This is a genomic window from Dysgonomonas sp. Marseille-P4677 (genome assembly GCF_016652235.1).
In the GTDB taxonomy this organism is placed as follows: Bacteria; Bacteroidota; Bacteroidia; order Bacteroidales; family Dysgonomonadaceae; genus Dysgonomonas.
This window is the reverse complement of the sequence record NZ_JAEPKU010000129.1, coordinates 1-12,661: the sequence shown is the minus strand read 5'-3', so window position 1 is coordinate 12,661 and position 12,661 is coordinate 1. Positions and strand designations below refer to the sequence as shown.

At 34.9% G+C, this 12,661-nt stretch carries 10 protein-coding genes, 1 tRNA gene and 1 pseudogene; 3 read left to right on the top strand and 9 right to left on the bottom strand.

The window, feature by feature from the left end:
• The 7 genes and pseudogenes from JGH11_RS20335 to gldG all read right to left on the bottom strand — a co-directional run.
• A pseudogene (locus tag JGH11_RS20335) lies at positions 1-199 on the bottom strand (T9SS C-terminal target domain-containing protein); the annotation flags it as partial.
• A 639-nt stretch (positions 200-838) separates the two neighbouring features.
• A tRNA-Arg gene (locus JGH11_RS16465) sits at positions 839-912 on the bottom strand.
• Between the two features lie 91 nt (positions 913-1,003).
• Positions 1,004-1,897, bottom strand: a complete 894-nt coding sequence (gene dapA, locus JGH11_RS16460) for a 4-hydroxy-tetrahydrodipicolinate synthase (RefSeq protein ID WP_201113643.1) — start codon at positions 1,895-1,897, stop codon at positions 1,004-1,006.
• Between the two features lie 183 nt (positions 1,898-2,080).
• Positions 2,081-2,593 (bottom strand): hypothetical protein, encoded by a 513-nt coding sequence (locus tag JGH11_RS16455; RefSeq protein WP_201113641.1) that lies wholly within the window; start codon positions 2,591-2,593, stop codon positions 2,081-2,083.
• A gap of 73 nt (positions 2,594-2,666) precedes the next feature.
• Entirely contained in the window at positions 2,667-3,809 is a 1,143-nt protein-coding gene (galK, locus tag JGH11_RS16450) for a galactokinase (RefSeq protein ID WP_201113639.1), read from the bottom strand.
• 101 nt (positions 3,810-3,910) lie between these two features.
• A complete protein-coding gene (gene ligA / locus JGH11_RS16445) occupies positions 3,911-5,908 on the bottom strand; it encodes an NAD-dependent DNA ligase LigA (protein WP_201113637.1) in 1,998 nt (665 codons plus the stop codon).
• 174 nt (positions 5,909-6,082) lie between these two features.
• The gene (gldG, locus tag JGH11_RS16440; protein ID WP_201113635.1) at positions 6,083-8,476 is read right to left on the bottom strand and encodes a gliding motility-associated ABC transporter substrate-binding protein GldG; all 2,394 of its coding nucleotides are present in this window, start codon (positions 8,474-8,476) and stop codon (positions 6,083-6,085) included.
• A gap of 205 nt (positions 8,477-8,681) precedes the next feature.
• On the opposite strand from gldG, the gene JGH11_RS16435 reads away from it, so the two are divergent.
• Genes JGH11_RS16435 through JGH11_RS16425 form a run of 3 tightly spaced genes read left to right on the top strand, consistent with a single transcriptional unit; the run spans position 8,682 to position 10,779 of the window.
• Complete coding sequence (locus tag JGH11_RS16435; protein WP_201113633.1) at positions 8,682-9,425, top strand: hypothetical protein; 744 nt, start codon at positions 8,682-8,684, stop codon at positions 9,423-9,425.
• A 56-nt stretch (positions 9,426-9,481) separates the two neighbouring features.
• Entirely contained in the window at positions 9,482-9,892 is a 411-nt protein-coding gene (gene mscL / locus JGH11_RS16430; protein ID WP_201113631.1) for a large-conductance mechanosensitive channel protein MscL, read from the top strand.
• 38 nt (positions 9,893-9,930) lie between these two features.
• Entirely contained in the window at positions 9,931-10,779 is an 849-nt protein-coding gene (locus JGH11_RS16425; protein ID WP_201113629.1) for a M48 family metallopeptidase, read from the top strand.
• A gap of 58 nt (positions 10,780-10,837) precedes the next feature.
• Here JGH11_RS16425 and JGH11_RS16420 read toward each other — a convergent pair whose 3' ends face one another.
• Positions 10,838-11,896 carry a glycosyltransferase family 9 protein gene (locus JGH11_RS16420; protein ID WP_201113627.1) on the bottom strand — a complete coding sequence of 353 codons (1,059 nt, stop codon included), beginning with the start codon at positions 11,894-11,896 and terminating at the stop codon, positions 10,838-10,840.
• Positions 11,897-12,028: 132 nt separating this feature from the next.
• On the bottom strand, positions 12,029-12,661 hold a 633-nt coding region (locus JGH11_RS16415; protein WP_201113625.1), incomplete at its 5' end, for a DUF4276 family protein.

Genomic DNA, 12,661 nt, shown 5'->3' with positions numbered 1-12,661 from the left:
TATAGCTCTCATTGACCGTTTTGAGTGTACTGAAATCCCAGGTACGGTTAACGCCGGAAGTGCCTGGATCGACAAACTCAACTTGTTGTTTTATCAGGACATCTCCTGCCCGGTAATGATTGTGATCACTGTTGAGCTGCCCAGATAGGGGTAAAAAAAACAACAAGAAACAGCCAAAATGAAATAGACGTGTTTTCATAAGTTATTGATATATGGAAAAATGACGATTGTTTGATAAAAAATACAAATGATACATTCAATATCAGCAGAAGATTGAAAGTTCTCTTACAAACGTTAAAGTTATTATAAAATTAACAAAATAAGATCGAACATTATATGTTTAATAACACTATTTATCATAGGCATATTTTAACGAGAATAGAGATGCTTTTAATTTAAGGAATGGCACTCTTATAGAAAAATACACCCGAGGTTTATGTATTTTGCGGAAAATTTACCGGAAATAAAATTACACCAACTAAAGCAAAGGATCGTTTAGGATTGCCAGCTACTCCACCAAAACAAGTCGACTATAATAAAAATGCAAAAAGTATACGAATCAAATAAACCTCTAGATTGTCGTATATATGTTCGGGGAGCGGCCAGCATTGTAGGATTAGATAGGATGAACCCAGGATAATTAATAAAATTGGAGGCTGTGCCGGTCCAAAAACCATTGTCTTTGCAAAAACAAAATAATCAAATGGATTGGAATGCTGAAAAAAAAATGCAAATCCAAACGAAGTAAGTTTTTGGGATTGATGTATGTAAAACTGTATGTATAAAAACAAAAAACTCCATAATCTTTTGAAAATTACGGAGTTTAATGTTACTAAAGTGACCACGGCAGGATTCAAACCTGCAACCTTCTGATCCGTAGTCAGATGCTCTATTCAGTTGAGCTACGTAGCCATTGCTTAATTGCGATGCAAAGGTAAAATAGTTTTATATATATTCCAAATCTGAAAGATGGTTTTTTATAAAAAAATTACACCAATCCTAATCAGCACTTGATATTCAGATCAATAAGCACATTGCGTATTTGCTCATATGTAGTGATCCGAGTAGGAACAAGTGGCAAGCGCAGTTTATTTTCTATATATCCCATCATATTCAACATACATTTAACTCCCGCCGGATTACCATCTACAAACAAGAGATTGAATAATTCGTTAAAACTATGATGTATTCTTAATGCACTATTGTAATCACCTTCCAAGGCTAAACGCGTCATACGGCTAAATTCTTTAGGAAAAGCATTGCCTATTACAGAAATGACACCAACTGCCCCTAAAGTGATGAGAGGAAATGTAACACCGTCGTCTCCCGATATAACGTCAAAGTATTCAGGCTTACGTTTTATTATTTCGTCCATTTGCGCCATATTACCCGAAGCTTCTTTTACAGCTACAATATTCGGAAAATCAGTAGCTATACGCAAAGTAGTATCAGCTGTCATATTGACTCCTGTACGCCCAGGCACATTATACGATATGACTGGTAATGGTGAGGCTTCGGATATAGCTTTATAATGCTGATAAATACCTTCTTGTGATGGTTTATTATAATAAGGAACTACGGATAAAATTCCGTCTATTCCTGAATAATCATTCTTCTTAAGCTTCTCTACAATAGCTCGTGTATTATTTCCGCCCTCTCCTAAGATAATTGGAATACGCCCATTAACCCTGCTAACTACAGTTTCTACAATCTGTTTTTTCTCATCTTCTGTCAATGTTGGGGTTTCTGCTGTAGTACCCAGCACAACCAGATAATCTATACCATTTTGCAGTTGATAGTCAACAAGTCTTAGTAAAGCATCGTAATCGACACTTTCATCTTCTTTAAAAGGAGTTATTAAAGCAACTCCCATTCCTCTGAGATTGATTCTAGGCATAAAATTCGTTCAAACTTAGGTCTCTGACCTATTTATTAATTCTTGTAAGTATACAACTATTATTATGTTGTGATTCGGAAATGTATTTATTATTAAACACGTTCCGTTACTTATATTATCTTTTCGTGTGGGAAAAGAATGTTTCTATTTCAATTTGTGCAAAATTAAGAATTAATTTATACCTCAACGTATATTGTTCAGGTAAAATTTAATCTGATCGTAAGTTTCAAGTACTTTAGCATTTTCTTCTTTAAGTACTATGAAATCATAAACCTTAATATCCGGTTCTTTTATTCCTATACAAAACTCTGCTGAATTATTTGCTAAAAGATATAGCAAAGATTTGTCATCCTGTGTAGTCAGATCTAATAAGGTATCATACGACAATGCCTTGAATTCGCTGACGACAGATGATGACAAACCTCGCCATTTTGAAATATCTTTATGTGATAAAACCCTTACCTCAACGGGTAATTGAGCTTGAGATTCTACAGTTTTCTTAGCTTGGGTAGTCCACAATAAGACTTCTTTACCTTTTTCTTTCAAATCCTGACTTACTTGCTGAATTTCAGCCCAATCTTGATATGAAAAAAGTATCAAAACTTTCTTTATATCATTCAGGTTGTGAAAGATATGAGTACGAGCATTGCACTCCAATGCAGAATTTAGCTTTTTCTTATAAAAAAAATCAAACATATTATTACTGTGTTAGTTTATTGTTGTGCTATTCTAATATTTGATTCTGTTCGGGAGTGCAATGATATTCCGTCTACAATTTTCGTGCACCGTCTTTGATTACAACATCATACACTTTAGGTTTGATTTTGAACTTTTGCTCGTAGGCTTCAGTAGCACGCTTGATAAAGCTATCGTGAAGTTCATTCTTCACCAGATTGATTGTACAGCCACCAAAACCGCCTCCCATTACACGTGATCCGGTTACCCCACATTCACGAGCTATATTATTTAAGAAATCAAGTTCTTCACAACTCACTTCATATTTACGACTCAAGCCAATATGGGTTTCATACATCTTCTTTCCTACTGTTTCATAGTCACCTTTCTTAAGTGCCTCACAAGCATCTTGCAAACGTTGTATTTCTTCTATAACAAACTCAGCACGCATATAATCCTCTGCACTTACTTCATTTGCTACTTCTTTCAACATATCCAAAGTTGCGTCACGAAGTAATTCTACTTCAGGATGATATTTGCGGATATAAGATGCTGCATTTTCACAAGACTCACGACGCTTATTATAAGCAGAAGAAGCCAACTCATGCGCCACACATGTATTCAGTAATACCAAACGGTATCCAACCGGATCGAATGGTACATATTCATATTCTAACGAACGGCAGTCGAGACGAATAAGAGATCCTTCTTTACCAAAACAAGAAGCAAATTGATCCATAATACCACATTTTACACCTACGTAATTATGCTCAGTAGCTTGCCCGATAAGAGCCAGTTCGAAACGGTCGAAACCTAAATTATACATATCGTTGATAGCAAATCCGAAACAGCTTTCCAAAGCCGCAGACGAAGACATACCTGCCCCAAGAGGAACGTCGCCGGCAAATACGCAATCGAAGCCTTCTACTTTCTTGCCACGTTTAATCATTTCCTTACATACTCCAAAAATGTATTTGGCCCATCCCTTGATTGGAATATCATCTAAGCCGAATTCATCCATTTCCGATAAGTCCATTGCATAAGCTTTGATACGATCGGGTGTTCCATTAGGCTTAATTACACAATACATAGCTTTGTCTATTGCTCCAGGCAAAACAAAACCGCCATTGTAGTCTGTGTGTTCTCCGATAAGGTTAATACGTCCGGGAGATGTGTACATCACACCTTCGGATCCATAAAGAGATTTAAATTTTTCTTGAATTGGTTTCAATTCCATGGTCGTTTTTATTTAGGTTTATAAAAAATAAGTTACAATACCAGTATACTTTTTAATTTTACAAAAAGTGACAAAGATGATATATATATCCTTTTCCCCTCTTACTTTATCATTTCCAAAAATTCATCTTCATTCAGAATAGTTATACCCAAATTTTGGGCCTTTTCTAATTTAGCGGGACCCATATTATCCCCGGCTAAGACATAGCTTGTCTTGGCTGAAATCGAGCCACTGTTCTTTCCACCATTCTGTTCTATCATTACTTTATATTCATCCCGAGAATGTTTTTCAAAAGTCCCGCTAATGACTATAGATAATCCTTGTAATTTATCTGTCCGTTGTGAGATTATATCTTCACTAAGTTCAAATTGTATACCAAATCCTTTTAGTCTATTTACCAATTCCACATTAGCACTTTCACCAAAATATTTAACTATACTTTGTGCTATCCGCTCTCCTATTTCGTCTACCTGAACCAAGTCTTCCACACCGGCAGCCATTAGCATATCGATACTAGGAAATGCTAAAGCCAACTTTTTAGCCACCGTTTCACCAACATAACGGATGCCTAAAGCGAAAAGAACCCTAGGATAAGGAACTGATACTGAGGCATGAATACTATCTATTAGATTCTTTGCGCTTTTCTCAGCCCAACGCTCTAAACGAGAGACATCCTGCCATTTCAGAGTATAAAGGTCCGATACATTGCTAATAAGACGTGCATTATATAGGTGTTCCACAGTTTCGGGACCACAAGATATATTCATTGCCTTGCGTGTACAAAAATGTTCTATACGTCCCTTCAACTGGGGAGGGCAAGATAAATCATTCGGGCAATAATATATAGCTTCACCTTCATCCTTTACTAATGACGTACCACATTCGGGACATTCCTTTGTAAATTCTACCTTTTCATCGAATATCCCACGCTTCGATATATCTACACCTGTGATCTTAGGTATAATCTCGCCTCCCTTTTCTACATACACCTGATCATTGATGTGTAGATCCAACTGATTTATATAGTCTTCATTATATAGAGAGGCTCTTTTTACTGTTGTACCCGATAGTTTCACAGGGGTTAGATTAGCTACCGGCGTTACAGCACCAGTCCTACCCACCTGATATGTTACGGATTCGAGTGTAGTCACCGCCTTTTCGGCTTGAAACTTGAATGCGATTGCCCATCTAGGAAATTTTGAGGTATAACCCAGATTGCGTTGTTGAGTGAGAGAGTTTACTTTCAATACTATACCATCTGTAGCTACAGGAAGGTTTTTACGCTCAATATCCCAATATTTTATATATTCGAATATTTCGTCAAGCGTTTTACATTTCTTCGTTGCATCCGATATTTTAAACCCCCACTCTTTCGCTTTCATCAGGTTTTCGTAATGTCCGTCTGAAGGCAGGTTTTCACCAAGCATATAATACAGATAAGAATCTAATTTACGAGATGCCACAATTTTAGGATCTTGTTGCTTCAATGTGCCGGAACCCGCATTACGTGGATTGGCAAAAAGAATTTCCTCTTGCTCTGCTCTCTCTTTATTCAATTTATCAAATACTGACCAAGGCATCAGTATTTCGCCACGAATTTCAAACTCGTCCGGATAATCATTGCCTTGCAGTCTCAAAGGCACGCTACGGATCGTACGTACATTAGCAGTAACATCATCTCCCTGAACACCGTCGCCACGTGTCACAGCTTGAGTTAATTTACCATCGATATATGTAAGAGAAATAGATGTTCCGTCATACTTTAACTCACATACTATTTCAAAATCATCGTTTAATCCTTTTTGTACACGATTATAAAAATCTGTCACTTCCGATTCCGTATAGGTATTTCCCAACGAAAGCATAGGATATTTATGCAAAACCTGTTTGAAAGATTTATTTATATCACTTCCTACACGCTGGGTTGGAGAATTTACATCAAAATACTCCGGATACTGTATCTCCAGATCAGACAATTTTTTCAGCTTTTCGTCAAACTCAAAGTCAGAAATAGTAGGTGTAGATAATACGTAATAATTATAATTATGCCGATTCAGCTCTTCCCGAAGAGCCTCTATTTGTTGTTTAATCTGATCCATTATTAATGTTAAAAGTGTATGTACAAATATAGAAAGAAATAGGTTTATGAAACAAATAATTAGTTATTTTTCAGAATTTGTCGGATAGTAAAACCTACAAGAAGAAAGAAGTCGTTTTTTTTCATTAAAAGGTGAAAAAAGTGATATATTAATCCATAAAATTCTGAATATGGGCTATTTTTCATATTTCCTTTTTCTATACGCAAAGATACTCCCTATAAGTAAAATGATGAGTGAAATTGGGAGTACTATATTCAGAACAGCATACTTATCTCGATTTTCAATAGCTTCTTTTTTATTTAAAATATATAATTGTTGCTGTTTAATCCGTAAATTCATTAATCCGTCATCATCTGTCAACCAGCTTATCGCATTAACAATAAACTCCCTATTACCAAATTGCTGTTGCGACACACGATCATATCCCATAGGTAAAACTTGAGTATCATCACCTTGCCCCTTTACTTCATTACTTATGATATCTGAGGATGATACAATTATCATCTTAGTTTCTTCACTCTTATTTACAGGCTTATAATCCTTCGCATCTATATCATCCGGAATCATTCTATTAAGAAAGGCCGAATTAAAGCTTCCTTCTAAGCTTACGGCCACAGGAATATACTGCGAATTAAAATAGTCTGCCATATTTTGAATGCGTTCAATATCGAAATCGATAAGATCAGGAACTCTAAGCAGATGAGTATTTGCCGAACTGGTTAATAATATTTCCTTCTTTATCTCCGCAGAATTATTCACAATATCGATAGAACTGGCAAAACCGGCTTTCACATCTCTTATATCTTTTGTCACAGGATGATTTGGTGAAGGTATCAGTAATGGCTGCAAAAAACTGGGAACAAGTGTCGATGCTTGTTGCTCATTTGTAACCAGATATGTAGAAACACATTGTTTATCTTGTATAAGATCTGCATTGATTCTTACTCCATAATTGAATAACATATCATCTAAATGAAGTTCGTTCTTCATACTAGCTGATTGTCCCTTCGTCAAAAGATCCTGATGCGAATAGTAAACACCGTCTATCATCCATAAAACTTTGCCACCGTTCATAATATATTGGTCAATAATATACTTTTCTGTTTCGGTGAATTTAGTCAGAGGGCCTGCAATAATAACTGCATCAAAATCATCGAGTACACCAATCTCCTTGCCTATTTCGCCCCGATTGATGGTATAATATTTGGATAAAAGTTCTTCTGCATCATATAAATAAACCCTCGATAGTTCGTCGTGACCTTCTATAAATGCAATACTTATCGCTTTCTCCTGATTTAAGAGTCTCATCGCATCAATAAATTCAAATTCGAGGCTTTCAATAGAAGCATTAATATTCTCTTCGGCATTGTTTCCAACTATATTTTTCAATAAAGGAACAACCAGTGTGTCTTTTTTATTCGTTACCTGAGCATAAGGGAAAATCATTTTACGACTCACTTTTCCTTCTCTATCCACTTCATTAAGCATTATTCCTGTCATACCTTTTGAATAAAGAATATTATACATCTCCTCTAATGACTTGTTTTCCTGATAAGGATTGATATATTTTACAGAAATAGTATTATCCGCATATTGATTAAGGTCGGATAATAAATCGCTCGTAGCATTCTGTAAATGCTGAAATCCGGAGTTTAATTCGCCTGTCAGATAAATATTTATTTCTAACGGTTCTCTTTTCCCCACCGATTCTAAGATTCTTTTTGAATAATCGCTCAATGTATAGCGTTTATCGGTAGTAAAGTCAAACCTGACGTTGGATACAAAGAGAAATAGTATATTAAAAACAAGCAGATATATTGAACTATATATAATGATTCGTTTCTTTTCTTGGCTTAGATATAATAGTGCAAGACAGATAAATAGAATTAAATAATTGATGATACATCGAACATTCTCTATTTGTATTACCCCTCGTTGCATTTGCTTGTAATGATGTAATAGGCCTAATGAAGCAATCTCAATCTGTATTTTACCAGACAGAAAAAAGCTTGAGAATAATTCAAAGCCGTACAAAATAAAAAAACAAAGAAAAACAGAAATTATCAAAGCTACTACTTGATTTTTGGTTATTGCAGAACCAAACTGTCCTACAACAACAAATACAGCCGATAGCAATATTAATGACACATAAGATGCAACTATAGCAGCTATATCGATATTGCCTACCGGATAGGCTAATTGCCACAAAGAATAAACGTAGATTGATGTGAAAAGCAATACAACTATGATAAAAACGAAAGGAGCCAGAAATTTACTTAAATAAATCATGCCGACACTTACAGGCCTGGATCTTAGCACATCTAGTGTTTTATTACGCTTTTCCTCAGAGAAAAGGCGCATTGTTAGTGCAGGTATAAATACGGCTAAAAGAATAGGTGCAATAACAAAGAAAAAGCTCATACCGGCATATCCATTATCTATGATATTATACCTTCCGGGAAAAGCCCATAGCATTACTCCCATTATGAGAAAAAAGGCACAAGCAAAAAAAACGCCGGAAGATGAGCAAAAAACAGACTTAAATTCTTTTAATACTAAAGCTTTCATATATCTTTGTAGCAACCGATTAAATTTATTGTATTTAGTAAGATTACAAAATATCGGATATTTAACACATTATTTTACAGTCGCGAACCTATTTGAAATATATCATTAAAGACCCCTATTATTTATATTTATTATGATAAAACGAGGGATAAAGATAGTTATTTTATTGATTGCTATTATCATTGTTCTTTATAGAGGATGGCATATGTATAAAAGACTGGAATATAATAAACAATCTTTTAATACTGATATATATAATTATATACCTCCACAGACAGTCGGAGTCATCAATATCAATAAAAATTATGGCTTTGAAAAGCTATATACCTACTATCCATCATTAAATGAATTAATAGACATTTTGGGAAATTACATATACCCTCCTGTTATAGTCACAAAATATCCTGACAATAGAGATATATTAATAATGAGAGCAGGAAAAGAACAGGAGGAGCTTATAAAAACACACATCAAGGAAAATATAGCTCTACCTTATCCGCCCAAAATAAATAGATATAAGGATACTAATATAATCATATGCGCATTAAAAGATAATACCTTCTTAGTATATACTTTTTACAAGGGTCTATTTATAATGAGTCATAATTATAAATTAATTGAAGCTACAATTGATGCAGATCCTGAAAACTCTTTCTTTTCGGATGAAGCCCATAAAGAAATAGTAGACCATATTATACAAGAATGCCCTATCAGTATGTTTTTTAAACAACAAGATAACTTGCTGGCTGTGAATTACGAGAGTCTGAATGATACTATAACCATGAACGGTTATTTGCTCGGCAAAGGCGAAATTGATTCTGTCAGCGCAATAAATAAACTTACACATTATCTGACAAATATACCGGATAGCATTTGTGTTGACAGCTATAAAGTGCTTAATAAAAATAATCTTACAACGGTTAAAATTATATTAAACAAAATGCATTAAGTTTGTGTTCTAATTCAAATGTAGCATTTAATAACTAAACATATAAAAATAGAATTATGTCTGTCTTAAAAGAATTAAAAGATTTTATGATGCGTGGCAACGTAGTCGATTTGGCTGTAGGTGTCATTGTAGGTGGAGCATTTGGGAAAATAGTATCATCTCTAGTTAGTGATATTATTATGCCTCCCATTGGAGTTGTATTGGGTGGGGTCGATTTTTCAGACCTTAAATTTGTATTAAAGGATGCTATTGGCGATGCTGCTGCTGTTAGCATCAATTATGGTACATTCATACAAACAGTGCTCGACTTCGTAATTATTGCTACAGCTATTTTCTTTGCGATCAAAGGAATGAATAAATTGCAAACGAAAAAGGAAGAAGCTCCTGTGACTCCTCCGGCACCAACTAAAGAAGAACAGTTACTTTCTGAGATCAGAGATTTATTGAAAGAACAAAATAAAAAATAAGTATTTGAACATTAACTTTTCAAACTAATAATCTAATTATGATCAAGAACATTCTATTGGCTATAGTTGCATCATACATCCTACTTTTTGCAGGATGTGGAAGTGTTCCTGTAACAGGACGTAAGCAACTTTCGCTGGTATCTAATCAGGAGGTTTTAAACCTAAGCCTGCAACAATATGGAGAATTTATCAAATCAGCCCCCATATCGTCCGACAAGGCTAATACGGCACTGGTACAAAAAGTAGGAAGAAATATAGCAACAGCAGTCGAAACATATCTGAAAAATAATGGCTATGCTGATGAATTATCTTCTTATTCGTGGGAGTTCAATTTGGTAAAAAGCACTGATGTAAATGCGTTCTGTATGCCCGGTGGTAAGATTGTAGTATACGAAGGAATCCTGCCTTACACTCAGAATGAAACAGGCCTGGCTGTTGTATTAGGTCACGAGGTTGCACATGCTGTGGCAAAGCATGCTAATGAAAGAATGAGCAACCAAATGGCGACTCAATACGGAACTGCGGCTGTTGGTGCGGCCTTAGGAGGCACCTCTGCTGTAACTCAGCAAATTGCGGCAGCAGCTTTAGGTTTAGGTACACAATACGGTATTCTTTTGCCATATTCACGTAAACAAGAATTAGAAGCTGACAAACTGGGCCTTATTTTTATGGCGATGGCCGGATATGATCCGAGCTCGGCCTCTGCATTCTGGCAGCGTATGTCTCAACAAGGAGGTAGTACCCCTGAGTTTATGAGTACTCACCCTTCTGATGCGACACGTATTACTCAAATACAAAAGGATTTACCTGAAGCCTTGAAATATTACAAAGGTACTCCAGCAACTAAAACAAACTCTGCTAAAACATCAGATAAATGGTCGTTTTGATAAACGGTAAAAGCATAAAATTAAAAGGGATTGAAAATTAAATTCAATCCCTTTTTTATTAAATATTGGCAAATAATATTTTATCTATTTCTTTTATAATACCTTCTGTATCCGTCTTGTTAGTATCTATACCCAAACTGCCTTTATTATACGGTTCGTATCGTTCCAGATTACTCACCGAAAACAAACCTATTGTAGGAGTATGAGCTGCACTAGCCAAATGCATAACGCCACAATCTCCGGTAATAAATATTTCGGTATTGTGAATTAGCGCAGCCATTTCACGAAGATCTTTACTATAATATGAAAGAGCCTGAAAATTTATTTGAGAAACGTTTTCGGCAGGAAGAACTTCCAATATATTATATTTTTCGGCGTATTCAGATTTTAGCCTATCATAAAATGGCTCCCACCATGAAGGAGGATAACATTTATCTGCTGTAGCAAACGTATAGATACATATCGTTTTTTTATCATTACTTACAATAGTATCCAGAAGCTCTTTACCTTTTTTTATTTCAGTATCAGTCAGATTTATATCAAGCAAAGGTATTTCAGTATTTTCTGTCTTCATTCCCAATTTCTCAAGATCATTTCTCAAATTATATATCGGAAATTTTGCCATATGCCTATAATCTTTATATCGGGCATTCAAATCCTCATCTATATCGCTGGAAAATTTATATCTGGCGTTTACGATCTGTGTCGAAATACGTCCTGAAGATGAGTGTTGGTCACCATTTATAACAATGTCGTAATGATATTTCCGGAGCGACATCCAGACGCCCAAATACTTGAGTAATTCTTTAAATGGCTTTTTAGGTAACCTTATAATACGATCAATATTTTCATTATTTTCGAATAGTATGGGGGCAATATTACCTCTTACAAAAAGGTCTATTTTACATCCGGGAAACCGATTGGACACCTCCTGTACCAAAGGTGTTATTAAAAGTTGGTTACCTAACCGGCTATTAGGTCTAGATACTAACACTCTTTTGACTTCTATGTTTGAGTCTCTAAGAGACTCCCCATCAAACGAAGAACGGCCTACATACTTTGTGAGAGAGTGCATAAGAACACCTCTAAAACGATTAATTTTTCTTTTAAAACTCATTCGGGATATGGCATTATTTAATTAGCGCAAAGATATAGACATTTTGTAATAAACTTTTTATTAGAGAGAAAATAATCGACTATATCGTTTATATGAAATAAAAAATATAGTATTTATAAAGTCTCCTGATCTTTAACGATTATTACCTTTAAATTTTTCGATTATTTTCAATAATCTGTCTAATGGACGTATTTCATATCTAAGGTTGAATCGGATAGAATTGAAATCCAACTTATTAACAATCCTGGTAGTTGTATTATAGCGTTTTGTGTAAGATCGTCCTACAAGGCGGTATATATCATCAAGATCTTTTGCAGGATGAACCCTACTTTGAGCATCTATTGTATATGGATCGAAGCCCAGCTTATCCTTAATAAATTTACCTGTAAGACGCTTATCTATCTTTTTAAGATGATTGGTTTCGGCCAAAAACCATGCTTCTATTTCATGAATAGCAATAACAATATCAAAATATTGAGCTTCATCCTTCAATTTATTTGGTAAAAAGCGCAACCCTTTTTCCAGTTTTTCTAAATCATCGATAGGCATTGGATACAGATCACGAAGACCAACTATCATTTCGTATCCATTTTTCCTTAAATTTTCAATATTATATAAGATCTCTGATTTCACTCTATTATCTGAACCACAATCGAATATCAAAACCTCATACTTCGGATTTCTAGAAAACGATAAGTTTTTAACAATCTCAACTTTTGGAATATTTACTCCGCCTCGAAATTGTTTTTGAATAATATTTATATG

Coding starts and splice junctions, on each gene's coding strand:
- JGH11_RS16435 (WP_201113633.1), top strand. CDS start 8,682: ATGTATAAAAGACTGGAATATAATAAACAATCTTTTAATACTGATATA.
- gldG (WP_201113635.1), bottom strand. CDS start 8,476: ATGAAAGCTTTAGTATTAAAAGAATTTAAGTCTGTTTTTTGCTCATCT.
- JGH11_RS16455 (WP_201113641.1), bottom strand. CDS start 2,593: ATGTTTGATTTTTTTTATAAGAAAAAGCTAAATTCTGCATTGGAGTGC.
- ligA (WP_201113637.1), bottom strand. CDS start 5,908: ATGGATCAGATTAAACAACAAATAGAGGCTCTTCGGGAAGAGCTGAAT.
- JGH11_RS16420 (WP_201113627.1), bottom strand. CDS start 11,896: ATGAGTTTTAAAAGAAAAATTAATCGTTTTAGAGGTGTTCTTATGCAC.
- mscL (WP_201113631.1), top strand. CDS start 9,482: ATGTCTGTCTTAAAAGAATTAAAAGATTTTATGATGCGTGGCAACGTA.
- JGH11_RS16425 (WP_201113629.1), top strand. CDS start 9,931: ATGATCAAGAACATTCTATTGGCTATAGTTGCATCATACATCCTACTT.
- galK (WP_201113639.1), bottom strand. CDS start 3,809: ATGGAATTGAAACCAATTCAAGAAAAATTTAAATCTCTTTATGGATCC.
- dapA (WP_201113643.1), bottom strand. CDS start 1,897: ATGCCTAGAATCAATCTCAGAGGAATGGGAGTTGCTTTAATAACTCCT.